This window comes from Type-A symbiont of Plautia stali (genome assembly GCF_059731155.1).
The window spans coordinates 2,119,965-2,143,635 of sequence record NZ_AP035891.1; the positions used below are offsets into that span (position 1 = coordinate 2,119,965).

Consider the following 23,671-nt stretch of genomic DNA (forward strand, 5'->3'; position numbering starts at 1 on the left):
ACTTTTTCGCCCAGGTTCGGCGCAGTCATGCCGATACTCATAACGTACTTATGAAATGTCATTTTACTGGTTTGTGATAAGTCTATGATGGCGAAACGTTCACTGATGGATTTCCCGACCGGCGGTCGGATGCGCGGACTGATGCGCCAGCCGATGCTGCTGATGGTGCTGCTGATTTTTCTCTCCTTTATGGTGGCGTTGGTGACGCTGTGCTTTATCGCCAGCGATCTCAACCAGCAGGAGGCGCGGCAAAACCGCCTGCTGCTGGAGAAGGCGTTGCAGACGCGTCAGGAAGTGATGTAGTTTCACCTCTCCGATAATGCAGAATGGGGCGAAGCCTATCAAAACCTGCACCGCACGCTGAATACTGACTGGGCGTGGACGCGGCAGAATCTGGGTGAGTCGCTGTTCCAGACCTTTGCCTACGAGGGCGTGTTTGTCATCGCGCCGCGCGGCGATACGGTTTACAGCGTGATGGAGGGTCAGCTGCAGCAACGCGATTTCACCGGCTGGCTCGGTCGCCAGCAACTGCCCGCGCTGCGTCAGCAGTTACAGCACAATGACGGTAAGGCGCTGTCACGCTTTGTGGTGGTAAATCAGCAGCTGGTGCTGCTGTGCGCCGCATGGATCACTACCGGTGGCGATAACAGCGTGCCGCTGATGCCCGGTCCGCCATCCTTGATGATCTTTGCCGATCGCCTGACGCCGCAAAAATTACAGCAGCTGGGGCACGAGTACGGCATCAACGCGCTGCGGGTGGAATTCGGTGCACCCCGCGCGCCAGTGGCGGAAAGCCTGCGCCTCGCCGCCGACGGCCATGACACCACGCTGCGCTGGACCAGCAGCAACCCCGGCAGTAAATTGCTGACCGCCCTGCTGCCGCTGCTGGTGATCGCCATGCTGTTCACGCTGTATGGCGCCATCATGCTGATGCGCAACGCGCTGCGTAAAGCGCAGCTCAATGATGAAAATACTCTGCTGCTGGCGCAAAGCCAGCGGGCACTCAGCACCAGCGAACGCCGCTTCCGTGATATCGCCGAAATTACCACCGACTGGATTTGGGAGATGGATGACCAGCTGCGCTTCAGCTGGGTTTCCGGCCGCTTCCCGGTGGGAAGCCGGGTTTACCAGCGAGGAGTGGCTGCAGCGCACGCTACTGGATTTCCTGCTGTGCGATGAGCACCAGCGCGCCCGGCTTTTGCAGCTGGCTGACTCGGGCGGTCAGCTCACGCTGAACGGCTGCCGCTATCTCTCCGCCCAGCATCAGCCGCGCTACTGCAATCTGACCCTCAAGCGCGTCAGCCTGGCGCACGGCGTCAGCGGCTTTCGCGGCAGCGCCAGCGACGTGACGCTGGAAGTTGAAGCGCAGGCGCGCGCACACTATCTGTCGCACTTCGATGAACTGACCGGACTGGCCAACCGCGTGCAGATGCGCGAATTCCTCACTGGTCAGCTGAGCCTGCCGCTGCCGGCGATGATTATGATCGACCTGGATAAATTTAAACCGGTCAATGATTTCTACGGTCATGCGGCGGGCGATCAGGTGCTGCATGCGGTATCAGATCGTATCCGGCGCACGCTCAACGGCAACGGCCTGGTGGCGCGGCTCGGCGGCGATGAGTTTGTGGTGATTCTGCCGGAGGCGGGCAGCCGCGAGCAGGTCGACGCGCTGTGCCAGCAGCTCATCGCCCAGCTCAATCTGCCGTTCCCGGTGTACAACAACGACATCCACATCGGCGGCAGTCTGGGGATCGCGCTGGCACAACAGGATGCCGACAACGCCAGCGATTTGCTGCGCTTCGCCGACATCGCCCTGTATAAAGCGAAAAACAGCGGCCGCAACCAGTGGATATTTTTCGACCGTGGCATGGAAGAGAAAATTGTGCAGCGGCGCGAAATGGAGCATGAGCTGCGCGAAGCGCTGCAAGAGAACCAGCTGCGGCTGGGCTTACTGATGCCCGATCAGTTTATTCCGTTGGCCGAAGAGACCGGCCTGATCAGCGAGCTGAGCGACTGGGTGCTGCTCAATGCCTGCGAGGATATCGCCCGTTACCGGCCGGAAATGGCGGTTTCAGTGAATATTTCCGCCAGCGAATTGCAGGATAGCGCCTTAGCCGAACGCATCACCCGGGTGCTGCAGCTCAGCGGTCTGCCGAGCCAGCGGCTGGAAATTGAAGTCACGGAAAACGCGCTGCTGAGCGATCCGGACAAAACCCTGGCGGTGATGCAGGCGGTGAAAGCGCTGGGGGTGAGATTTCTGATTGATGATTTTGGCACGGGCTATGCGTCGCTGTGCTACCTGCGCGCCTTCCCGTTCGACGGGATTAAAATCGATAAGTCCTTTATTTTTCCGCTGGCCGATTCGCCCCAGGCGCGCCAGGTGGTGGAAAACATGATTGGACTCGGCAAAGCCTATTCACTGTCGGTAACCGCAGAAGGCGTGGAAACACCAGTGCAGATGTCGCAGCTGCAGGAGCTGGCGTGCGATGCCATTCAGGGTTACTACATCGGACGACCGCTGCCGCTGCCGCAAATCTCAACCGAGCCGCCGCAGAGTGAACCAGCACTGCACATGAATATTTGATAAAAGGTGGCGATCCTTCGCCAGAGGTGATTACAGCGACCGGTGCGCGGTTTCTTTGGCTTTCCATAAGGCAAACAGGGTGATCGCCAGCGCCAGCGACACATACAGAGACACCCACAGCGTGCTGCCCAGCTCTTTGTACAGTGAGGTAATGATCAGCGGGGCAAAACCGCCGCCGATGATGCCGGCCAGCGTATAAGCCAGTGACGAACCGGCATAGCGCACGTGACTCGGGAACGGCTCGGTAACAAACGCCGCCTGCGGACCGTACATCAATGGCGTGAATCAGCAGGCCAATCACCACCGCCAGCACAATCAGCCACGGCTGGGTGCTGTCCAGCAGGACAAAAAACACAAACGACCAGACGATAGCAAGTAGCGAGCCGGCGATGTACGCCGGACGGCGGCCGAGGCGGTCGGACAGCGCGCCAAACAGCGGCACCGTCAACGCGTTGCCAATCGCGCCGACCATCGTCGCCATCAGCGCCAGCGGACGCGGCAGCACGGTGGTGACGTATGTCAGGGTGAACACCACCACCAGCGCGTACAGGACGTCGGAGCCGATGCGCGAGCCACCGGCGATCAGCAGTTCACGTGGATAGCGCAGGAACACCTCTTTCAGCGGCGTGTGGCTGGTTTTCTCCGCCTGCTGCATCGCCACGAAAGTCGGGGTTTCTTCCACGCCGCGCCGCAGCCACAGCCCGAACATCACCAGCAGCAGACTGAGCAGGAACGGGATGCGCCAGCCCCACTCCTGAAACTGCTCGCCGCTGAGTGACAACGTCACTAAAGTGATAAAGCCAGTGCCAATCAGCGTGCCGCAGGAAGGCCCGACCTGGGCGAACGAGGCGTTACGCCCGCGCTTACTGGCTTCGCCGTGCTCCATGGAGAGCAACACCGCACCAGCCCATTCGCCGCCCAGCGCGATGCCCTGCACGAAGCGCAGCGCCACCAGCAGAATGGGGCTCCAGATGCCCCACAGCGCATAACCGGGCAGCATCCCATGATCACACCAGCGTGGTGACCAATACCGCCTTGCGCCCGGCGACATCCCCTAGATGGCCAAAGATAAAACCGCCCACCGGACGCGACACATAACCCACCGCGTAAGTTGAAAACGCCAGAATGGTGCCAACCAGCGGATCGAAGCTGGGGAAAAACACATGGTTAAACACCAGCGCCGCCATGATGTTGTAAACGGTAAAGTCGTACCACTCCAGCGCGGTGCCGATGGAGCTGGCCGCTGCAAGACGGCCAGTGTGAGTTTTCCCTGCTGCGGCACGCGCGGCGTGCCGCAGAGTAGAATAAGTATTCGCCATGAGCCATCTCCTGTTTAGTGAGCTGCCAGCTAAGCGCATAAAATTCAGCGCGGGCATTGAGCACCTGTGCCGCGGCGGCCGCCAGTGTCTGGCAGGCATCGGCGCACGAATAGCTGAGCAGCAGCATCGACTGCATGGCGCGCTGCGCCCGATCTTCCTGTGGCAACGGCGTGCTCAGCGTGGTGTCCGGCGTGAGTAAGCGTGAGGCGATATAGCCCGGCACCATGGCAACCTGCTGCTGCCAGGCGTTGAGTATTGCAGTTTCAATGCCAGCCTATAGCGTCAGCACCGCAAGGTGGCTGCCACTGCCCTGACCGTGCTGCTGGGTGATGGCGCAGACGCGGTGCACTGGCGTGATCATCCGCTCTAGGTTCTTTACCGACCACGGCGTCTGGCGCGTGAAGGCGGCGTAGTAATCGGCGCTGGTAAAGGTTTCCAGCGAGCGGGTTTCATACAGTCCGAGATATTTGCGTTCAGCATCCAGCGCCTGATAGCGCGTGCCGCTGAGAAAGCCGTCAATGGCTACGCGCTCGGCGACATGTTCATGGTCATACCATTGATTAAAATCGGCTTCATCTTCAGCGGCGACGTTGGTGGCGACAAACAGCATGCCGTGGGGATGTGTCATTTTCAGAGACTCCGTTGCAGGATGGATTCAAGCGCCAGCGCCCAGCTGAGCAGCGCGGCATCGTGGCCATGTGTGGCGGCCAGCATCAGACCCACCGGCGCACTGCCGGACTGATGACAAGGCAGGGAGATGGCGCAGCCGTCCAGCATGTTGATCACGCTGGTGTTGCGCAGCATCAGCAGGTTGACCTGGCAATAGCGCTCCGGGTCGTCGAGTTCGGCGATGGTCGGCGCAATCAGCGGCACGGTGGACAGCAGCAAGCCATCGAAAGGTGCCACCGCCTGCTCCACCCGCTGCCGCCAGTCGGCGCGCTGCTGATACAACAGTTGTGCGTCGGCCTCATTCAGCAACGCGCCGCGCTCAATGCGCATCCGCACCTGCGGGTCATAACCCGCCGCGTGCGACTGCAGCAGCGACTGATGCCACTGCCAGGCTTCCCAGGCGGTGATGCCGCCACGGGCGTTAATGGTTTCCAGTTCCGCCAGTTCAGGCAGCGGCAGCTCGGTGAGCGTGGCACCCTGCGCGCGCAGCTGTGCCAGCGCGTGGTGCCAGGCCTGGCTGACCGCGAGATCCAGCCCGTCCAGCACCCGGGTCTGTGGAATAGCAAAGTGCGCCCGCGCGATATCAAGCTCTGCCAGCTGCAAAGGCTGATCGGCGATGACGCTGTCGAGCAGCCAGCAGCTGCGCACGTCATGGGCAATTACGCCAATACTGTCGAGTGCCGCCGATAGCGGTAGCGTGCCGGCCTGATTGATGCGGCTGGCGCTGGGTTTGAAGCCGGTCAGCCCGCACAGCGCCGGATGAAGAACCGCCGGGAATGCGTTTTTCGCCGCGCTGCCACGGATTAGCCGGCGTGCCGTAGTGCGGATTGATACCGAGCCCGGAAAAAGCGAACTCGGTCATGTTGGTTTTGCCGACGATAGCAGCACCGGCCTGTTTCAGCTACTGGACGATATGCGCGTCGCGCGCGGCGGGCGGCGCATCCGCCAGCACGCGTGAGCCGGCGCAGGTGGGTTCGTCCGCCACATCAAACTGCGTGTGAAATTTCACTGAAATTTCAATATAGCCATTTTCGTGCCAGGTTTTTGTGTAAGATGTCTCAGTACCCCAATAAGGATCTGCGCGATGAGTGATTCAGTTGCTGAAAATGTGAAGTCACAAGCCGGACAAAAAAGCGTTTCATTGAATGAACAGGCCTATCTGGCGTTCAGGCATCGCCTGATTACGCTGCGCTATAAGCCGGGTGAATATCTCAATACCGCGCAGGTGATGGAGGATCTGGCAATGGGCCGCACGCCGGTTAACCAAGCGGTACACCGGCTGGCGACCGAAGGGTTACTACAGATTATCCCGCGTAAAGGCGTGATGGTGGCACCGCTGTCGATTGACGATGCGCTGGAGCTGATTGAAGTGCGGCTAGTAAATGAAGCGCTGTGCCTGCGGCTGGCGACGCAGCGCGTGAATCCGGCGCAGATTGCCCAGCTACAGGCGCTGAATCAGCGCATCGCCGCCGCCAGCGTGGCGCGCGATCGTGAGCAGATAATGCTGCTGGACCGCGAGTTTCATCAGGTGCTGGCTGACATCGCGGGCAACGATCGTCTGTCAGATATTCTCAGCATCATTCACGCCCAAGCGCAGCGCTTCTGGGCAACCACTCTGTCGAGCGCGCAGCACATGCAGGAGGTGATTGCCGAGCATGACGCGATCATTGAGGCGCTGGCGCAGGGTGACGTAACACGGGCAGAAGACGCCGCGCGCGTGCACATCTATTCGTTCAAGCAGGCGCTGCTGAACGCCTGATTTCAGCCAAGGTAAAACGGGCCGGGACCGACGGATTCACGCAGAATCAGTTCGCCGGCAAAGGTTTTACGATTGCGCATTTCGCCGCCGTCGAGCATCGACACCAGGCGTTCAATGGTTTCCTCGATCATGCCGGTCACCGGCATGCGCACGCTGGCCAGCGCCGGAATGGTATAGGGAGCCAGGGGAATATCGTCGAAACCCAGCACCGCCACCTGCTGCAGCACGCGAATGTTATGCGCCGCCAGCTGATGCTGCGCCAGTGCCGCGTGATAACCTGCCAGCCGCTCGCGCCCGGTCGGCGAGTCAAGCGATCCGGTGATAAAGGCGATATCGCGATGGCCGAGCGCAATCAGCTGCGCCACCGCCTCGGCGCTGGTGCGCTGCTGATCGGAGTAGATGCAGTAACTGTCGTGCTGACGCAGCCGCCGGTTGATCACCAGAATCGGATGGCGGTGCTGGGCAATAATGCTGTCCATCTCATCAATGGTGAGAAAACGCGGATAGATGATCACGCCATCGCAGCGCAGATCGAGCAGAAACTGAATTGCCGCGCGCTCCTCTTCGGCACTGTGCTTGCTGTCCACCAGCAGTAGCTGACGGCCCTGCTGCTCAAGAATGCGCGCCGAATGCTGCATCATTTCGCTGAAATAGCTGCCGGTATACAGCGTGTTGGTGATCACGAGGCCGATGATCTGGCTGGATTTAGTCGCCAGATTGCGCGCCAGCAAATTCGGCCGGAAGCTGGTCTCGGCAATTGCCTGGTACACCCGTTCGCGCTTCTCCTGGCTGACGTAGCCGTTGCCGGACAACACGCGCGACACCGTCGCTTTTGACACGCCGGCTTTTTTTGCCACCTCAAGTATGATTGCCATGCTTCACTCTGCTTCGCTGCTCATCGCCTCAGTGTACCTAAGCGATGAATAAGACGGAGAATTTTCTTGCCGCCCTGCTCCTACGAGTGAAGATCCCGCCACACGCCATCCGAACAACATCACAAAATTTAAACGAGAAGATTGATTTTTCTTGCCCTAATGAAAGCGTCTGTTCATGATTTTGTGAAACCGGTTTCTCATGAACACATAACTGCCAGACGAAACCGACGTTTCATCTACCCTACAATCAGAGACAAACATTCATGGCGACCAACTACGCTGACGCCGCGCGAGCCATCGTGGCCTCGCTCGGCGGATTAGAGAATATTGAAGCCGTTACCCACTGCATGACACGCCTGCGCTTCGTGGTGAAAGACAGCGCGCGCGTCGACAACGCCACGCTGAAAGCCATTCCCGGCGTGATGGGCGTAGTGCACACCGACAGCCAGTGTCAGGTGATCATTGGCAATAACGTCAATCTCGCCTATCAGGAAGTGGTAAAACTCGGCACGCCGGGCAACAGCGGCAGCGCGCCGGTGAAACGGAAAATCACGCTGCGCAGCATCGGCGTGGGCATTCTCGATGCGCTGGTCTGCACCATGTCGCCGCTGATCCCGGCGATCATTGGCGGATCAATGGTGAAACTGCTGGCGATGATGCTGGAGATGAGCGGCGTGCTGACCAAAGGCTTGTCGACGCTGATCATCCTGAATGTGATTGGTGACGGCGCCTTCTTCATTCCTGCCGGTGATGGTGGCGGCTTCGGCGGCGCTGAAATTTAAAACCAACATGTCGCTGGCGATTGCCATTGCCGGCGTGCTGGTGCATCCCAATTTTATCGACCTGATGGCCAAAGCGGCGCAGGGTCAGGTGGTGGAATTTGCCTCGGTGCCGGTCACCGCCGTGAAATACACCTACACGGTGATCCACGCGCTGGTGATGACGTGGATTCTGTCGCACATCGAATACTGGTTCGATCGCTTTACCCCGGCGGTAACCAAAAACTTCCTCAAGCCGATGCTGATTGCTGCCCCCATCGCCATCGTCTTTATTGGTCCGCTTGGTATCTGGATCGGTAGCGGCATCTCGGCGCTGGTGTACACCATTCACGGTTATCTCGGCTGGCTGTCGGTGGCGATCATGGGCGGTCTGTGGCCGCTGCTGGTGATGACCGGCATGCGGCTTAACCACGGTGGACATGATTCCACACGGCGAGCACCGCATGGCGGTCAAGCTGGGGCTGGAGCCGCGCTATACGCTGCGCGACGATGAGTTCTACCCGAGCCACGACGCCATCGATTTTTATCACCGCTATAAAGAAGATATCGCCCTGATGGCGGAGATGGGCTTCACGGTGTTTCGCACCTCCATCGCCTGGAGCCGCATTTATCCCAACGGCGATGAGCTGATGCCGAACGCGGCAGGCATTGCCTTCTATCGCAGCGTATTTGAAGAGTGCCGCAAATACGGTATCGAACCGCTGGTCACGCTGTGTCATTTCGATGTGCCGATGCATCTGGTCACCGAATACGGCTCGTGGCGCAACCGCAAAATTATCGATTTCTTCGCCCGCTACGCCCGTACCTGCTTCGAAGCGTTCGATGGTCTGGTGAAATACTGGCTGACCTTCAATGAGATCAACATCCTGCTGCACAGCCCGTTCTCCGGTGCCGGTCTGGTGTTCGCGCCGGATGAGCATCACGAACAGGTGAAATATCAGGCAGCGCATCATGAACTGGTCGCCAGCGCGCTGGTAACCAAAATCGCCCATGAGATCAATCCGCAGAATCAGATTGGCTGCATGCTGGCCGGCGGCAACTTTTATCCGTGGTGCTGCAAGCCGGAAGATGTCTGGGCCGCGTTACAGAAAGATCGCGAGAACTTATTCTTTATCGATGTCCAGGCGCGCGGCGCTTATCCCGCTTATGCCGCACGGGTATTCCGCGAGAAAGGCGTGGAGATTGTCATGGCGGAGGGCGATAGCGAACTGCTGCGCCACACCGTCGATTTCATCTCCTTCAGCTATTACGCCTCATGCTGCGTGTCGGCAGAGATGAATGAACAGAACAGCAGCGCCGCCAACGTGGTGAAGTCGCTGACCAATCCGCATCTGGCGCGCAGCGCCTGGGGTTGGGGTATTGATCCCCTTGGCCTGCGCATCACCATGAATATGATGTACGACCGCTATCAGAAGCCGCTGTTTCTGGTGGAAAACGGTCTCGGCGCGCACGATGAAATCAATGCCAGCGGGGAAATTGAAGACGATTACCGCATCAGCTACCTGCAACAGCACATTCGCGCCATGGGGGAAGCGATTGCTGACGGCGTGCCGGTCATGGGCTATACCACCTGGGGCTGCATCGATCTGGTCGCGGCGTCGACCGGTGAAATGAGTAAACGCTACGGATTTATCTATGTCGATCACGACGACCATGGCAACGGCACGCTCAACCGGCTGCGCAAAAAATCCTTCTGGTGGAATCAGCGGGTCATTGCCAGCAATGGCCGGGATTTGGATTTTAATTAAAAAAATGCGGTGAATGGCGCTGAATGATCGATCAATTCAGGGCCATTGCGCCACAAAGGGAATATCCGGCGTCGCCGGGCAAATCATTTTGTGAAAAATCGCGCCGCTGCGGTAATATCCGGCAGAAGTCAGCCTTATTACGCTTATTCTGCTGAGTTTTTATTCATTACCCTTTTAACTCTCTATTTAAATCCGGTCCTGACGAATTTATTCTACCCTGCCTGATCGCGGTATCAGCGCCTGTACGGCGATACTCTTTTGTACAGCGCGATGGTACTATTTCCCGGTTGCTGTTCAGAGATAGCGCTATGTTACAACTACAATTAAAGGTGAAGGGCGCCAGCCAGCTGCTCTATTTATTGCATGGCTTACGCGCATTTCTTCCCATATTTTCTCTCATTTATCTCCTCTGTTTTCCTGCTGCTCAGGCGGCAAACAGTGCGGTTCAGCGTGACGATCAGGTTAACCGCATCGTCAGCGGCATCATCAGTTTTAGCCACTGGCCACAGTTAACACAGCCGCCACAACTGTGCGTATTCGCTTCAGCACAGCACCTTGCGCAGCCTCAGGGCCCGACGCCGTTCAGCGTGGTGTGGATTAACCAGACCAGCGAACTCACCCGCCAGCGCTGCGATGCCATTTACTTCGGCGATCAGACGCCGCAGCAGTAAACTGAACTGCTGGCGATGCTACAGGGTAAAACCGTCCTGTCCATCGCGGAAAACAACCCGAACTGTGCGGTTGGCGCGGCCTTTTGTCTGATCTTTAACCGCGATCACACCGCATTTTCCGTCAACCTTGACTCGCTGGCGCGCAGCGGTGTCAGAGTGAGCCCGGACGTGTTGTTGCTGTCCCGCAAATGAAGCAAATAAGATGAAGTTTGATACCATAAAAAAAGATAAATCATCGATTCGCAATAAGTTGCGTCGTATCAGCACCGTCAATGCCGCCGTGATATTACTGCTGTGCTGGCTGCAGCTGACATCGACGTCTTTACTGTTTATTAAACGCTATGAGAAAAGAAACCTCGAACTCATTGCCGCCACACTCAGCACCAGCCTGACCGCCGCGACAGTATTTGAAGACAGCTATGATGCCCGCAACAAAATAGCCCTGCTCAGCAATGAAGGGATGTTTGCCTCCGCGAAGCTGGTCACGGCGGGCAATACCGTACTGGTGGACTGGCACGATCGCCAGCAAGAGAGCAGCTGGTATGAAACGCTACTGCGTCGCTGGATCTATCAGCAGCCGCTGGCGGTGGAAATTAATCACGCCGAAACCCAGGTCGGCCATTTAATGCTGGCCGGCACCGTCAGCGGTGCGGCCGATTTTATTCGCTATTCGGTGATGATTTTATCCATCGGTATGCTGTGCGTGCTGGTGATTTCCTGCCTGCTGAGTGAATTTCAGCATCGCGGTATTCTGTGCTCGCTGCGCAATATCACCAGCGCCATCCATTACGTGATTCGCTCTGGCGATTTCTCTACGCGCGTACCGCAAAATCCGACCAAAGAGTTTCAGCTGTTTTCTGAAGATCTGAACTCGCTGCTGAGTGAAATGCAGACGCTAAAAGCCTCGCTGCTGCGGGATAACCGTTCACTGGCGGCCAAAGCGCTGGAGGATCCGTTAACCGGACTGGCCAATCGTTCGGCGTTTATTGGCCGCCTGTCGCAGCTGCTGGATCAGCAGCTGGCACATGAGAATTTTGTGCTGCTGTTTCTCGACGGCGATCGCTTCAAGAGCATTAACGACAACTGGGGCCATGCCGCCGGTGATGAAGTGCTGAAGGCCATCGCGGCGCGCCTTAGCGCGCTGGCGTATCAGGACGATCTGGTGGCGCGGCTGGGCGGTGACGAGTTTGCCATGCTGATCACCAGCCGCACCTCAGAGGCCGATCTGCAGCAGCTGACGGAAGATATTCGTACCGCAATCGCGCAATCGATTGTGATTTCGGAAGGCACGCAGATCACCACATCGGTGACCATCGGCTACGCCTGGTCGCAGCATGGCGATTCGGTGGTGTCGATTCTGGAGCGCGCTGATATGCACATGTATAAAAACAAAGGAATGAGTAAGGTACGCGTATGAAACTGAAATCATGTTTGCTGGTTATGGTGCTGGCCTGTGTCGGCTGTCAGTCAACCGGGCGTTTTAGCGACGCGCAGATTAAAGCGATGCGCGACGCCGGCTTCAGCGAAAACACCGAAGGCTGGGGACTGGGCCTGTCCGATAAGATCCTGTTTGGCATCAATGAATCTGACCTGACGCCCGCCAGCAAAGCCAGCATTGCGCAAATGGCGAAAAGCCTGGCCGCTACCGGCATCGAACATCTGCGCGTTGACTGCCACACCGATAACTACGGCAAAGCGGATTACAACCAGCAGCTGTCGCTGAAACGCGCCAACGCGGTGGCCGATCAGTGGGCCACCGGCGCGGCGATTCCACGGCAAAACATCGTGACGCGCGGGCTGGGCATGAGCGCGCCGGTCGCCAGCAATAACACTGCGCAGGGCCGGGCGCAAAATCGTCGCGTCGCCATTGTGATCACGGCGCCGTAAGCGGGCATTCAGCGCGTCTGCGCATAGTCATACAGGCGATCGCGCGCGAGGTTCTTCATTTTTACTTCGCACATGATGTCGAAGCGATCAAACGACAGCGCCCAGTCGTTCAGCGTCTGGTTGAAATAGTAGCAGAATGGGCGCGCAGCTTCGGCTTTGAGGCGGCGAGTTGCTCCTGATCGGGAAAGCCGTTCTCCGGGATCAACCCTTCCTGGGCGATCGAATAGTGCAGCACCGGCCGCACGCCGCGCCACGACTCCAGAATAAGCGCCACGCGCGCATCGCTGGCCTGAATAAACTGATTCTCTTTCACCCAGTGATGGTGAATATCCAGTACCACCGGACAAAGCGTACGCGCGCCGCACGCACCAGCAGCGCGTTGGCGGCGCTCAGTTCGGTGCTGATACGCCCGACATCGGCGAGAATGTAAGGATCGTCTGCGTTGCGGCTCACGCCCGCGTCCACCCACGGACGCGAGCTGCTGTGAATAAACGCCAGCGCCTCGTCCAGCGCGCCCTGGGCGATCCCGGCGTCAATCGCGGCCTGGATCAGCTGCGATACGGCACCGCGCAGCTTTGGCTTATCGGGTGACGGTAGCGCGATGGTCAAACCGGCATCGACCGCCACCTGCTGGAGCTTCACCGTGCCGCTGGCAGTCGTGCGCTGACCGATACCCGACCAGTCATCGATAATCTCCACCCCCACCGCCGGCAGCGGAATGAAAGCCATCACCGGCTGGCCCTCCTGCTGCGCTGTGGTTACCAGAATGTCGGCAAACAGTGCACCGGTGGAATAAAACTTTTCACCGCTGAGCCGTAACCCCTCCGGACCTGACACCAGCTGTGCCTGCACATCGCGCGTGTGTTTGCTGTTCTTTTCCGGACCGCCGTTGCCGAGCCGCTGGCCCTGTACCACCGGGCTGAGCAGGCGCTGCTGCTGTTGCGCGCTGCCTTCACCTAGGATGAACTGGATCAGCCCGAAGTGGTTTTGCGGAATCTGGCCAAGCGACGGATCACTGGCGGAGATCAGGCGGAACACCTCCGCCACGGTACCAAACGACAAACCGCCGCCGCCGAACTGGCGCGGCACGCTGATACTACTCAGCCCCAGCTGGGTGAACTGTTCGAGCAGTTCACGCGGATAGATGCGCTGTTGATCGCGTCCGGCTGCCCTGGCCTTCGCCTGTTCCGCCAGATGGCGGGCGGCGTCGATTGCCGCCGCGTCAGACGTGATCACCGCCGCGCGCTGAAGTTGTTGAGCCCTGATTTGCGTCATCGCTGGATTCACTTTTTTATTTTGCTGTGATTCACAGGCTCATTCTGCCAGGGCAGAGAGCCGTAACTTAATAACAGATTGAGCGCGATGATAATCAGCGGATATAACAGCGGTAAAGAGCGCGGTTATGCTATATCCGGCAAACGGCATGCAGAAAGAGAATAAAGAATTTATCAGGGATAATAAGGCGTTAGCGGGCGCGGAGATGCAAGGTTATTACGCTGAGTGACACTGGCGAATTATCTTAAGTATTAATTCGGCTATCGATAGTTATAAATGACATTATTGTTTTTTGCCAGGGTAATGGCACCACGCATTTCCCGGTCACCGTACTTTATTGCGCCATGGGCTGGCGCAATAAAGTGGACATTACGTCATCGCATTATTACGCCTGCGCCAGATACATCGCCGGGGAATAGTGGCGCGTCCATTAACTCTTCTCACTGTGCGGTGTGCTGCTGCTGTCGATCAGCTTCGCCAGCTGATAGGTCTTCACCGTTTCCTGCTGCGTCAGCTGCTGGGCGAAACGGGCGGTGAGATTGCCTTGCGCATCCTGCGTCACCTCAGTGGTGCTGCGCGTTTCATCGTGAATCTGGTGGTAGTGATAGTTTTGTGACGCTTTGGTTTCATTGAGCGCCAGCGGCGTACTGGCGCTCAGCGCGGTATGAAAACTGGCGTTCAGCTTAAACAGGGTTTCCTGCATCATGCGCTGAGTATCGCCGTTCTTCTGCTGGCTGCTGCGCTGCGCCACATCCAGAGCGAAAGTATCTTCCTCTTCCGGCTTCAGCGGATTGCTGGAGCGTGCCGTCTGGTGATAGCTGGCCGAGAAATCTGCCAGTCCGCTGATAGCACCGGCCTGCGCCGCATGCGCGCCTAGGGTGATCGCCTGCGGGGTGCGCATCGCCACGCCGGCCGCCGCGCTGGTGCTATTTAAGGTCTCGAAACCCTGCTTAAACAGTGCCAGCGCCGCGCGATGGCCGTGACCGCGCGAAGCGGCCTGATCAAATTTCGTGCTCCACTGTGCCAGGGCGCTCTGCTGCTGACCGGCGTTGCTGGCCTGCGCCAGGCTGCGCATGTCCGTCGTCAGTTTGAAACTGGCGTCGGCATTATGGAAACCCAGCCAGCGCGAACTCTGGTAGGCATGCAGATTCAGCGACTGCATAACTTCGCCGCCGCGACGCAGGTCGGTTTTCAGATCAACGCTGGCTAGCTGGTTGCTGTCAAAACTGAGCAGGTCGCCGACATCCAGTTTACCGTTGCCGTCATCCAGCCCGCTCAGGGTTTTCTCCAGCGCGCCGGAAAGTTTAGCGATTGCGGCAGCTTCGTCATCGCTCAGCTTACCGTGAGTGGTTTTCAGCGCCACCGCCACGCCATCCTGCTGCCGCGTCATCTGCAGAGTGAGGCTCACGCCGGACTGAGTGGTAATATCCAGCGCCATCGCGCTCTGCGTGTCAGTTTGCGCGCCGCCGCTGGCCGGTACGCTGATAGTGACATCGTCACGCTGCTGCGTCAGTGCGCTCAGCAGCGTGCTGGCGGTGACGCGCGCCGGCGTCATTTGGTACACCGCAGAGATGGCGTCGGAGGCTTCGCTAAAGGTGACTTTCGCCGAGGCGTCTGCCGTCAGACTATTTTGCCGGGTCGCATTGCTTGCCGTGCTGCTGGTCACGTGTGCGCTGGCGCTGCTGAGATGGAGCTGTGAGAAACTGCCCGGTCCGATACCGTTAATCATCCTGACTATCCTCGTTGGTATTATACCGCTACGTTATCGGCGATCCTGACGAAATCTTTACACTTCCGCACGGTGCGTGACGGTGCAAAATAGTTGTTGAAATTAATAATCATTATCACTAATCTGTCTGGCACTTTCGCTGTGACACGGAAGTGATTGACTCGCCAGCTAGTAAGGAAGCGCCATGATTTATCGCCTTATCATTCCGCTGTTCACCCTGCTGAGCCTGCTGCTCAGTCCGGCTGTCGGTTTCGCCCGGCCTGATATGACGCCGCTCGGACCCAATATTGCTGACAAAGGCTCCGCCTGGTATCGCTTCACTGTTAACACGTTTGATTCCGCTGACGGCCTGCGCCACTACAAGGTGTGGACGGCGGTACCACGTAAACCGGCACCGGCCACAGGTTACGCGGCGCTGTATATGCTGGATGGCAACGCGGTGATGAACCATCTCAGCGAAGCGCTGTTGCAGAAGCTGGCAGCAGGCAACCCGCCGGTGCTGGTGGCGGTAGGCTATCAGACCCGCTGCCGTTCGATCTCGATGCGCGCACGCTGGATTACACCCCGCCACAGCAGGTGCAGGATCGTCGTGGCCGGCCAGCCGGCGGCAGTGCCGGATTCCGCCAGCTGCTGGAACAGACTATCGCGCCGCGTGCCGAAAAGAATCTGCCGATCAATGCGCAGCAGCATGCGCCAGCAGTTTGGTGTTATAGCCCCAGCCGAGCGCACCGGCATAAATCCCCACCGTACGGTAACCTGAGTTTTCCGCCTGTTTCTGCGCCCAGTCCTGCTGCTGGTCGAGCAGCGGCGATTTATACGGCTGCGTCAGCCCCTCTTCCGCCGCCTGCATATGCGGATCGCCGGTACCGGCCCACCAGATGTCGGTGCGTGGGTTACGCGCTTCGCTGCGCAGGCGGGCATAGGCTTCACCCGCTGACAGGCGCACCATGCTGACTTTAATATCCGGATGTGCTTGGCTGAAAATGCGCGTCATGTGTTCGCATACCACCACGTCCGCCGAGCAGACTATATTGAGATTGCCAGCGGCCGTCGCGGCAAACGGCAGCGCGGTGCAACTGAGGGACAGCGCGATGGCCAGTAAGGTGTAGCGCATGATGTTCTCCTTGGTTGGCAGGGTTCCGTGCTTAACAGAGGTTTTTATTTGCACGTATGTGCAAATTAGTAATGAACAGAAAATAGCCTGTCAAATGGCGTAGTCCGCAATTGAAAGGCTGTGTCACAAAAATGCAACAAATGTGATCGCAGACAAATTGCACAGCTTTGCAATTTACGGCAGACTGCTTTTCAGCTGTAATTGTGAGGAGTTGAAGATGCAGAATGACAAAGCCGGGGTGAGCGCACAGGATGTGGCGGATCGCGCGGGCGTGTCGCGCGCCTTTACGCCCAGTGCCAGCGTTTCTGCAGCCACGCGTGCCCGGGTAATGAAAGCGGCACAGGAACTGGGCTATCACGTTAACCACCTGGCGCGCGGGCTGGTGCGCAACCGCAGCGGCATTGTCTGCCTGATCGTCTCTGAAATCGCGACGCCTTACCGCGCCACTCTGGTGCGCTGGCTGACACAGTTTTTACAGGAAGCGGGCAAAGTGGCGATGCTGATTAATACCGATCGTTCCGACAACAGCGTCTCCGCCGCGCTGCTGCAGGCGATCAATTTTCGCGCCGATGCCTCCATCATCCTTTCCGGCATGCCGGATCGCACCATCACCCGCCAGTGCTATCAGCACGGGCAGCGCATCATCCTGATCAACCGCGACGAAGCGCTGCCGGGCTCGCTCAGCATCAACCTCGACGCGCAGGCGGCGGCCGAAACGGCAGTGATGGCGTTTCAGCGCGCCGGCTGTCGTCAGCTGGCGTTCGCCAATTCGCTGGCCGGTACGCCGAGCCTGATCAAACGCGAAGCGGCGTTTATCGCCGTGGCGGAGCGCGCCGGACTGACGGTCAGCGTGGAGCGGTTCGGCACCACCTCGTATGAAAGCGGTCAGATTCTAGCGCATCGCCTGCTGACGCGTCATCAGCGCCCGGACGCGGTGTTCTGCGTCACCGACCCGATGGCCTGCAGTTTCATGGATGAAGCGCGCCACCGTTTCCAGCTGCGCGTCCCGGAGGATTTGTGCCTGATCGGCTACGACAACATCGCGCAGGCTGGCTGGTCCTCTTACAATCTCACCACCTTCGCCCAGCCGGTGGAGCGCTTTGCCCGCGACGCCATCGCGTGGCTGACGCAGACGGAACAGGCAGAGACTGGCTTTACGCCGCAGAGTGAGCAGCAGCACGACACGCTACTGTATCAGGCCGATGTGGTATGGCGTGGCTCGGTGCGCGGCGGCTGATCTAAGCGCGGCATCCTGCTCCAGCCGCGGATGCCACAACTGTGACACCGTCACCTCTGGCGTGGCAAACGGTAATTCAAACATCGCAAACGCCGGATTATCTTTGAATAACGGATGGTGCAGGCACAGCGTATGCGGCACCAGCGCACAGCCAGTCGCTGTGCAGCGTGAGCGCGACGGCAGTGGAAAAAGCGGGTACCACGGCGGCCACCTGACGGGTAAAACCGGCGGCGAGCAGCGCCGCATGCACCGGCCCGCCCAGCTCACCACGCCTTGACGCCACGATGTGACCATATGCGGCCAGCTGCGCCAACGTTACGTCCGCCAGTAACGGATGCCCGGGCGCACCACGCCGACGAAGCGATCGCGAAACAGCGCCTGCAGCCGAATCTCCGGTCCCATATTCCCCAGTACGTCAATCTCCAGATCGACGTCGCCGCTGCGCAGCGGTCGATCATTTTTCTCTGCTTTCGGCATAAAACGCAGCTGAACGCCAGGCGCCTGCGCGTGGACTGCGGCGATCAGCGCGCTGCCAAATGCTTCAACAAATCCTTCGTTGGTACGCAACGTGAAATGGCGCTGCAACTCGGCGGCAGCAAAGCGTTGCGCCGGTGGACTCAGCAGCGCCCACTACGCTGCCTTCACTGAGCAGCGCGTCCAGCGCAGGGAGTAAATTCAAATCGACGGTATTCATCGCATCATCCTTATCGATTGAGCGCCATCTGGCAAGGCGTTTGCTGCAGGTTATCTATGCAAATGCTGCACGTTCCGCCTGTTGTCATGCAAGGGTAGACTTTTCACTCACCCCAAAACCAGGAGAGGGTCATGAACAGGGCTTCCCGTGCTTTATTGATTGGCGCTTCGCGCGGCCTCGGATTCGCGCTGGCGGAGAATATGCTGCAGCGCGGCTATCAGGTGGTGGCGACCGGGCGCCAGCACTCCCTTCACTCGCTGCAACAGCTGGCGCAGCGCTACCCGCAGCAGCTAACGGTGGAGAGCGTGGACATTACCGTGCCGGCAGAGGTCAACGCCCTGCATCTGCGGCTAAGCGGCCAGCAGTTCGACCTGCTGCTGGTCAACGCGGGCGTGAAAAATGACGATCGCGAAACCCTTGCCGATGTGTCGACGGAAGAGTTTATCCGCGTAATGGTAACCAACGCGCTGAGCCCGCTGAGCGTGCTGGAAACCTTCAGAAACAACGTCAGCGCGCGCGGCACGCTGGCGGTGATGTCATCCGGTCAGGGCAGCCTCACCAACAACACCCATGGCAACTACGAGGTGTATCGCGGCAGTAAAGCGGCGCTGAATATGTTTATGCGCAGCTTTGCCGTGCGTCACGACGATGTGCGCACGCTACTGCTGCTGGCCCCCGGCTGGGTGCGCACCGACATGGGTGGCGCCCAGGCGCGACTGAGCATTGAGGAGAGCATCCCGAATCTGCTCAACACGGTGGAAAGTCAGACCGGACGCGGCGGCTTGCACTATCTCGATTACCTCGGCCGCGTAGTGCCATGGTAAGCGTTTCACGCCAGCTTGCGTTCGATCAGCTGACGCAGCGTGGCGCGCAGCCGGCAGAGATATCCATTCATCGCTGGGTGGTGCGCACCGCTCGCGACACTATCATGATTGATACCGCAACCGGCAATGGCCGCAACCGCGATAACAAGCCGCTGTTTCACCAGCTGCAAACCGCGTGGCCGGAACGTCTGGCCGAAGCGGGCGTGACCCTGATGAAGTTACGCTGGTGCTGATGACGCATATCCACACCGATCCTGTCGGCTGGAATACCTGCTGGCGCGCTGACCGCTGGCAGCCGATGTTTCGCCATGCGCGGTACATCTGTTCAGCGCGTGAACTGGCGCAGTGCCGCAGCACGCCGTCGATGCAGGCGCTGTATCACGATAGCCTTGCGCCGCTGCTGGCGAGCGGCCAGCTGGAAACCATTGATGTGCAGCACTCCCCGCTATTTACCGGTGTGCTGCGCTATATGCCGACGCCGGGCCACAGCGTCAATCACGCCTCAATTGTGCTGCAAAGCGCCAGTGCCCACGCGGTATTTAGCGGTGATGTGATGCATCATCCAGTTCAGTTTGCACACCCGCAATGGAACTCAGTTTTTTGTGAGGATTTACCACGCGCCGTAACGTCACGTCAGTTACTGATAGACTGGTGCATCAGCCATCAGGCACTCTGGTGCAGCTCACACTTTGCCGGCAGTTCGTGCGGCCGGGTTTCGCCAGAGCGGCAATGGATTCCGGTGGAGGCCTGAACAATGCAATACGCTGATTACCTCACCGCGTCGCTGGGGGATATGCAACAGGCGCTGGCCCAGCGCCGGGTGAGCGCCCGCCAGCTCACCACGTTTGCGCTACAGCGCATTGCTGACGTGGATCAGCCGCGCTATAACGCCATCAGCTGGCTGTTTGCCGATGAAGCGCTGGCTGCGGCCGCTGCCAGCGATGCCGCACGGCAGCAGAATGCGCCAATTGGCCCACTGGTCGGTATTCCGCTGCTGATTAAAGACAACATTGAAGTCAAAGGCTGGCCGACCAGTGCCGGTTCGGCGCTGCTGCGCGACGTGATTGCCAGCGAGGATGCCCCGCTGGTTACTGCTCTGCGTCAGGCTGGCGCAATCCTCATCGGCAAAACCACCATGCATGAACTGGCGGCAGGCATCACCGGCGCGTCGTCGCTGAGCGGCTTTACCCATAATGCCTGGCAGCAAGGTCGTTCTCCGGGAGGTTCAAGCAACGGTTCAGCCGTGGCGGTGGCCGCTGGCTATGTGCCACTGGCGATAGGCAGTGATACCGCCTGTTTGACCGCTTCTGCCGCGCCGATGCGTCACGCCAGCAGGGCGGCAGCGGACTGGGTCTGTCGATCGTGCGCGGGATCATGCAACTGCATCAGGGCAGTTGCACGGTGAGCAGCGAACACGGCATTACCCGTTTCTGCCTGCGGTTCCCATGCTAAGCGCGCAGGTGCGCAGACACGCACCTGGTTAAGTCCTTTAGATAAAGGTGAAAATTTCGTCCTGCGGCAGACGCGATTTCGGCAGCGTGGCGTTGAAATCTTCCTCACTGCGATAGCCAAGCGAAACCAGCACCACGCTGGTAAAGCCCTGTTCGCGCAGGCCCAGCGCTTGGTCAAGTGCGCGCGCATCAAAGCCTTCCATCGGGGTGGCATCAATGCCGAGCATCGCTGCGCCCAGTAACAGTCCGCCCAGCGCCAGATAGACCTGTTTCTCCATCCACTGCGGCACGTCGCGCAGCTCATAACGGTGCATATCTACGTAACTGCGGCGGCTCTTATCCTGCCCGGTTTTGGCTTCTGGTTTGGCAAAACGCCCGTCTTTCTCTTCCTGCGCCAGCACATTTTGCAGGTGCGCTTCATCCAGATCGGTGCGCATGCACAGCGCAATCACGTGTGAGGCGTTCAGCACTTTAGGGTTGTTGTAAATGAACGCGCCGCTGGTGGATTGCGCCATCTTTTCCCGCCCTTCTGCAGTCGACGCGACAACAAAGTGCCACGGCTGCGAGTTAACCGATGACGGGCTGTTGCGCAGCAGGTTAAGCAGCGTGTCGATCTCCTGCTGCGGCAGCGTTTTGCCCGCAGAGAAAGCTTTTACGGTGTGACGGCGGGCAACCGCATCATTAAGGGTCATGAGAGTCTCCTGATTGAAGATTGCGCCATAGCGCAGATAAATAGCAAAGTCGCGACCATAACCGCCCGGGCTGACGGACGGTTAACCTTACGTGTTTTAATGACTTAAAAGCCGCTGAGGACAATCTTGCCGCGTGCGCGACCGCTCTCAATCAGCGGCGCTTTACGCAGGTTGGCCGCGCTGATGCTGCCGTGATGCTCGCCAGCGGTGGTCTGCAGGGTTTGATCGTCAATTAGCTGACTAACCTGCTGCAGAATCTGATGCTGACGCTGCATATCGGCGGTATGGAACAGCGAGCGGGTAAACATCAGTTCCCAGTGCAGCGAGATGGCTTTGCGCTTCAGCGGCACCGCATCCAATGTTTCCGGATCGTCAATCAGCGCCAGTTTGCCCTGCGGGGCCAGCACATCGATCAACTGCGGATAGTAGCTGTCGGTATGGGTCAGTGAGGCCACGTAGCGCACCTCTTTATGGCCAATCGCTGCCAGCTGCTCGCCCAGCGGACGCTGGTGATCGATAACATGATGGGCACCCAGCGAACGCACCCAGTCGGCTGTTTCCGGGCGAGAGGCGGTACCAATTACCGTCAGTCGGGTCAGTTTGCGCGCCAACTGCGTCAGCATAGAACCCACGCCGCCGCCCGCGCCAATGATCAGCAATGTGCCTTCGTCGGCAGCATCAATTTCCAGGCGATCGAACAGCAGTTCCCACGCGGTGAGCGACGTCAGCGGCAGCGCGGCGGCATCGGCGTCGCTCAGCGTGCGCGGCTTGAGTCCGGCGATGCGTTTCATCCACTAGTCCGTACTCGGCATAGCTGCCAGCGCGTGTGATGTCGCCGGCGTAGTAAACTTCATCTCCGGGTTGAAACAGCGTGACATCGCTGCCCACCGCCTCGACCACGCCCACGGCATCCCAGCCGAGAATGCGCGGCGTGTCCGTCGGGGCGCCAGCGCGCACTTTGGTATCAACCGGGTTAACCGCAATCGCGCTGATTTTCACCAGCAGATCGCGTGCGCCTGGCTGCGGTTTCGCCACGTCCAGTTCATACAACGCATTTTCATCTGAAATCGGTAAACCGTTTTGGCTATAAACAATCGCTTTCATGCAACAGGCTCCAGGTGAGTGAATATTTTCAGGGTGTTGACAGCAGCATAGCCAGACATCGCGCCGGGAAAAATGCCTGTTGCAGGACAACACTTTCACTCGTAGAGTGAAAATCCCGATAATGGCGAGAACGTCGATGATTCGTTTAGAAGATGTCACCCTGTTTGTGCGCTCTGCCGCGCTGGGCAGCTTTTCCCGCTTTTCCCGCGCAGCGCGCGGAGCCAACCTGCTGCCCGGTCAGGTCAGCGCCGCCATTCAGCGGCTGGAGCGCGATCTCGATCGCCCCCTGTTTGCGCGATCGACGCGCAGCCTGCGTTTAACGGCGGAAGGCGAAAAGTATCTGCCGTTCGCGCAGGAGATGCTGGCGCTGATGCACGCCGGTGCGGAAAGCCTGCAAAGCCATGACGATGCCCTGAGCGGCGAGCTGAAAATCGCTCTGCCGTCTGACATCGGCCACCATATTATTCTGCCACTGCTGACAGAATTTTGCCGGGCGCATCCGGCGCTCGGGCTGCGTCTCTCGTTTTCCGATCAGGTGAGCGACGTGTTCCGCGATCCGGTGGATATCGCCATTCGCTAAGGTAAGCTGGAGGACAGCAGCTATGTCGCGCTACCGCTGGCGGAAGAAAACCGCCGTGTGATGGTCGCCGCACCCGATTATCTCGATCGACATGGCCGTCCGGAAAAACTCGAGGATCTGGCACAGCATCACTGTCTGCCGTTTGTCATGGGCGGCCACGTGTACGATAAATGGACCTTTCCGCAGGAAGGGATGCGGCGGCAAATCACGGTGAAAAGCCGGCTGCTGTGCGACGACGCTGAAGTGGCTCGCCGCTGGGCGATTGCCGGGGATGGGGATTGCTTATAAATCCTGGCTTGATGTCTGCGACGATATCAGACACGGACGGCTGGAACGGGTGCTGCCGCAGTTGCCAGGCGAAAGCACGCCGCTGCATTTAATCTGCCCGCATCGCAAACAATTCTCGCCGGCGATTCGCGCTTTACATCAATTACTGCGTGAACATTTACGCACTCTGACGGCGCAAATCTTACCGGCGATTTAATCTCACCGCTGCGCCTCAACGCCATCAGCCACGCAATCCGGGCCAGCCATCAGGCGAATGCCTCTGCGATTTATCTTTAAAATCAAGGACGCGCTGCCGCAAGCGGATGAAATGTAGTGTCTTCTGAACCCGCGAATGAGAACGCAGCCGTCCGGCACCTCTGATAACCGTAGCACAGCATAGTAACCTTATTCTT

16 protein-coding genes and 13 pseudogenes are annotated in these 23,671 nt (G+C 58.8%); 17 read left to right on the top strand and 12 right to left on the bottom strand.

What is annotated here, in order from left to right:
• Positions 1 to 84 precede the first annotated feature (84 nt).
• From AC6I8M_RS11390 to AC6I8M_RS11400, 3 genes are read left to right on the top strand one after another with little or no spacing between them, the layout of a single operon-like run.
• A complete protein-coding gene (locus AC6I8M_RS11390) occupies positions 85 to 303 on the top strand; it encodes a hypothetical protein (RefSeq protein WP_022547282.1) in 219 nt (72 codons plus the stop codon).
• Between the two features lie 57 nt (positions 304 to 360).
• The gene (locus AC6I8M_RS11395) at positions 361 to 1,179 is read left to right on the top strand and encodes a CHASE4 domain-containing protein (protein ID WP_498013810.1); all 819 of its coding nucleotides are present in this window, start codon (positions 361 to 363) and stop codon (positions 1,177 to 1,179) included.
• A complete protein-coding gene (locus tag AC6I8M_RS11400; protein ID WP_318285078.1) occupies positions 1,070 to 2,584 on the top strand; it encodes an EAL domain-containing protein in 1,515 nt (504 codons plus the stop codon). The genes AC6I8M_RS11395 and AC6I8M_RS11400 overlap by 110 nt, the downstream gene beginning before the upstream one ends.
• Positions 2,585 to 2,614: 30 nt before the next feature.
• On the opposite strand, the pseudogene AC6I8M_RS11405 reads toward AC6I8M_RS11400, so the two are convergent.
• The 3 pseudogenes from AC6I8M_RS11405 to AC6I8M_RS11415 all read right to left on the bottom strand — a co-directional run.
• A pseudogene (locus AC6I8M_RS11405) lies at positions 2,615 to 3,903 on the bottom strand (MFS transporter).
• Between the two features lies 1 nt (position 3,904).
• Positions 3,905 to 4,531 (bottom strand): annotated as a pseudogene (locus tag AC6I8M_RS11410) (hypothetical protein); the annotation flags it as partial.
• Positions 4,532 to 4,533: 2 nt separating this feature from the next.
• Positions 4,534 to 5,593 (bottom strand): annotated as a pseudogene (locus AC6I8M_RS11415) (amidase family protein); the annotation flags it as partial.
• A gap of 63 nt (positions 5,594 to 5,656) precedes the next feature.
• Between AC6I8M_RS11415 and AC6I8M_RS11420 the strand changes: the two are divergent.
• The gene (locus tag AC6I8M_RS11420; RefSeq protein WP_010618184.1) at positions 5,657 to 6,331 is read left to right on the top strand and encodes a GntR family transcriptional regulator; all 675 of its coding nucleotides are present in this window, start codon (positions 5,657 to 5,659) and stop codon (positions 6,329 to 6,331) included.
• Between the two features lie 2 nt (positions 6,332 to 6,333).
• On the opposite strand, the gene AC6I8M_RS11425 is transcribed toward AC6I8M_RS11420, so the two are convergent.
• Positions 6,334 to 7,206, bottom strand: a complete 873-nt coding sequence (locus tag AC6I8M_RS11425) for a LacI family DNA-binding transcriptional regulator (protein WP_010618185.1) — start codon at positions 7,204 to 7,206, stop codon at positions 6,334 to 6,336.
• 263 nt (positions 7,207 to 7,469) lie between these two features.
• Between AC6I8M_RS11425 and AC6I8M_RS11430 the strand changes: the two are divergent.
• From AC6I8M_RS11430 to yfiB, 5 genes and pseudogenes are all read left to right on the top strand, one after another.
• Positions 7,470 to 8,385 (top strand): annotated as a pseudogene (locus AC6I8M_RS11430) (PTS transporter subunit EIIC); the annotation flags it as partial.
• A gap of 1 nt (position 8,386) precedes the next feature.
• Positions 8,387 to 9,733 (top strand): annotated as a pseudogene (ascB, locus tag AC6I8M_RS11435) (6-phospho-beta-glucosidase); the annotation flags it as partial.
• A gap of 308 nt (positions 9,734 to 10,041) precedes the next feature.
• Positions 10,042 to 10,596, top strand: a pseudogene (gene yfiR, locus AC6I8M_RS11440) (regulatory sequestration protein YfiR).
• Between the two features lie 10 nt (positions 10,597 to 10,606).
• Entirely contained in the window at positions 10,607 to 11,821 is a 1,215-nt protein-coding gene (gene dgcN / locus AC6I8M_RS11445; RefSeq protein ID WP_022547270.1) for a diguanylate cyclase DgcN/YfiN, read from the top strand.
• Positions 11,818 to 12,291, top strand: coding sequence for an outer membrane lipoprotein YfiB (gene yfiB / locus AC6I8M_RS11450; RefSeq protein ID WP_010615704.1), 474 nt, complete (start codon positions 11,818 to 11,820; stop codon positions 12,289 to 12,291). Before dgcN ends, yfiB begins: the two co-directional genes overlap by 4 nt.
• 8 nt (positions 12,292 to 12,299) lie before the next feature.
• On the opposite strand, the pseudogene AC6I8M_RS11455 reads toward yfiB, so the two are convergent.
• The 3 genes and pseudogenes from AC6I8M_RS11455 to AC6I8M_RS11465 all read right to left on the bottom strand — a co-directional run.
• Positions 12,300 to 12,649, bottom strand: a pseudogene (locus AC6I8M_RS11455) (UV damage endonuclease UvsE); the annotation flags it as partial.
• Positions 12,643 to 13,566, bottom strand: a pseudogene (locus AC6I8M_RS11460) (acyl-CoA dehydrogenase family protein); the annotation flags it as partial. The pseudogenes AC6I8M_RS11455 and AC6I8M_RS11460, both read right to left, overlap by 7 nt.
• A 430-nt stretch (positions 13,567 to 13,996) precedes the next feature.
• Positions 13,997 to 15,295: a hypothetical protein gene (locus tag AC6I8M_RS11465; RefSeq protein ID WP_010615700.1), complete on the bottom strand. Its 1,299-nt coding sequence runs from the start codon at positions 15,293 to 15,295 to the stop codon at positions 13,997 to 13,999.
• A gap of 184 nt (positions 15,296 to 15,479) precedes the next feature.
• Between AC6I8M_RS11465 and AC6I8M_RS11470 the strand changes: the two are divergent.
• A pseudogene (locus AC6I8M_RS11470) lies at positions 15,480 to 16,009 on the top strand (alpha/beta hydrolase); the annotation flags it as partial.
• On the opposite strand, the pseudogene AC6I8M_RS11475 reads toward AC6I8M_RS11470, so the two are convergent.
• A pseudogene (locus AC6I8M_RS11475) lies at positions 15,987 to 16,409 on the bottom strand (type 2 periplasmic-binding domain-containing protein); the annotation flags it as partial. The pseudogenes AC6I8M_RS11470 and AC6I8M_RS11475 sit on opposite strands and share 23 nt — an antisense overlap.
• 217 nt (positions 16,410 to 16,626) lie before the next feature.
• Here AC6I8M_RS11475 and AC6I8M_RS11480 point away from each other — a divergent pair.
• On the top strand, positions 16,627 to 17,646 hold the full coding sequence (locus AC6I8M_RS11480; RefSeq protein ID WP_010615697.1) for a LacI family DNA-binding transcriptional regulator: 1,020 nt from the start codon (positions 16,627 to 16,629) through the stop codon (positions 17,644 to 17,646).
• 97 nt (positions 17,647 to 17,743) lie between these two features.
• Here AC6I8M_RS11480 and AC6I8M_RS11485 read toward each other — a convergent pair whose 3' ends face one another.
• Together AC6I8M_RS11485 and AC6I8M_RS11490 are read right to left on the bottom strand one after the other, a co-directional pair.
• Positions 17,744 to 17,959, bottom strand: coding sequence for a type 2 periplasmic-binding domain-containing protein (locus AC6I8M_RS11485; RefSeq protein ID WP_022547268.1), 216 nt, complete (start codon positions 17,957 to 17,959; stop codon positions 17,744 to 17,746).
• 2 nt (positions 17,960 to 17,961) lie between these two features.
• Positions 17,962 to 18,231 carry a type 2 periplasmic-binding domain-containing protein gene (locus AC6I8M_RS11490; RefSeq protein ID WP_022547267.1) on the bottom strand — a complete coding sequence of 90 codons (270 nt, stop codon included), beginning with the start codon at positions 18,229 to 18,231 and terminating at the stop codon, positions 17,962 to 17,964.
• Positions 18,232 to 18,471: 240 nt separating this feature from the next.
• Between AC6I8M_RS11490 and AC6I8M_RS11495 the strand changes: the two genes are divergently transcribed.
• From AC6I8M_RS11495 to AC6I8M_RS11515, 5 genes and pseudogenes are all read left to right on the top strand, one after another.
• Complete coding sequence (locus AC6I8M_RS11495; RefSeq protein WP_022547266.1) at positions 18,472 to 19,164, top strand: SDR family NAD(P)-dependent oxidoreductase; 693 nt, start codon at positions 18,472 to 18,474, stop codon at positions 19,162 to 19,164.
• Positions 19,158 to 19,397, top strand: a complete 240-nt coding sequence (locus AC6I8M_RS11500) for an MBL fold metallo-hydrolase (RefSeq protein WP_022547265.1) — start codon at positions 19,158 to 19,160, stop codon at positions 19,395 to 19,397. Before AC6I8M_RS11495 ends, AC6I8M_RS11500 begins: the two co-directional genes overlap by 7 nt.
• Positions 19,397 to 19,915 carry a hypothetical protein gene (locus AC6I8M_RS11505; RefSeq protein ID WP_318285077.1) on the top strand — a complete coding sequence of 173 codons (519 nt, stop codon included), beginning with the start codon at positions 19,397 to 19,399 and terminating at the stop codon, positions 19,913 to 19,915. The genes AC6I8M_RS11500 and AC6I8M_RS11505 overlap by 1 nt, the downstream gene beginning before the upstream one ends.
• A 42-nt stretch (positions 19,916 to 19,957) precedes the next feature.
• Positions 19,958 to 20,398 (top strand): annotated as a pseudogene (locus AC6I8M_RS11510) (amidase family protein); the annotation flags it as partial.
• Between the two features lie 113 nt (positions 20,399 to 20,511).
• Complete coding sequence (locus tag AC6I8M_RS11515; protein ID WP_498013811.1) at positions 20,512 to 20,616, top strand: hypothetical protein; 105 nt, start codon at positions 20,512 to 20,514, stop codon at positions 20,614 to 20,616.
• Positions 20,617 to 20,653: 37 nt separating this feature from the next.
• Here AC6I8M_RS11515 and nfsB read toward each other — a convergent pair whose 3' ends face one another.
• Complete coding sequence (gene nfsB, locus AC6I8M_RS11520) at positions 20,654 to 21,307, bottom strand: oxygen-insensitive NAD(P)H nitroreductase (RefSeq protein WP_010615693.1); 654 nt, start codon at positions 21,305 to 21,307, stop codon at positions 20,654 to 20,656.
• A gap of 104 nt (positions 21,308 to 21,411) precedes the next feature.
• Positions 21,412 to 22,411, bottom strand: a pseudogene (locus AC6I8M_RS11525) (zinc-binding alcohol dehydrogenase family protein).
• Between the two features lie 136 nt (positions 22,412 to 22,547).
• Between AC6I8M_RS11525 and AC6I8M_RS11530 the strand changes: the two are divergent.
• Positions 22,548 to 23,475 (top strand): annotated as a pseudogene (locus AC6I8M_RS11530) (LysR family transcriptional regulator).
• Positions 23,476 to 23,671 lie beyond the last annotated feature (196 nt).

Coding starts and splice junctions, on each gene's coding strand:
- AC6I8M_RS11390 (WP_022547282.1), top strand. CDS start 85: ATGATGGCGAAACGTTCACTGATGGATTTCCCGACCGGCGGTCGGATG.
- AC6I8M_RS11400 (WP_318285078.1), top strand. CDS start 1,070: ATGACCAGCTGCGCTTCAGCTGGGTTTCCGGCCGCTTCCCGGTGGGAA.
- AC6I8M_RS11420 (WP_010618184.1), top strand. CDS start 5,657: ATGAGTGATTCAGTTGCTGAAAATGTGAAGTCACAAGCCGGACAAAAA.
- AC6I8M_RS11425 (WP_010618185.1), bottom strand. CDS start 7,206: ATGGCAATCATACTTGAGGTGGCAAAAAAAGCCGGCGTGTCAAAAGCG.
- dgcN (WP_022547270.1), top strand. CDS start 10,607: ATGAAGTTTGATACCATAAAAAAAGATAAATCATCGATTCGCAATAAG.
- yfiB (WP_010615704.1), top strand. CDS start 11,818: ATGAAACTGAAATCATGTTTGCTGGTTATGGTGCTGGCCTGTGTCGGC.
- AC6I8M_RS11465 (WP_010615700.1), bottom strand. CDS start 15,295: ATGATTAACGGTATCGGACCGGGCAGTTTCTCACAGCTCCATCTCAGC.
- AC6I8M_RS11480 (WP_010615697.1), top strand. CDS start 16,627: ATGCAGAATGACAAAGCCGGGGTGAGCGCACAGGATGTGGCGGATCGC.
- AC6I8M_RS11495 (WP_022547266.1), top strand. CDS start 18,472: ATGAACAGGGCTTCCCGTGCTTTATTGATTGGCGCTTCGCGCGGCCTC.
- AC6I8M_RS11500 (WP_022547265.1), top strand. CDS start 19,158: ATGGTAAGCGTTTCACGCCAGCTTGCGTTCGATCAGCTGACGCAGCGT.
- AC6I8M_RS11505 (WP_318285077.1), top strand. CDS start 19,397: ATGACGCATATCCACACCGATCCTGTCGGCTGGAATACCTGCTGGCGC.
- nfsB (WP_010615693.1), bottom strand. CDS start 21,307: ATGACCCTTAATGATGCGGTTGCCCGCCGTCACACCGTAAAAGCTTTC.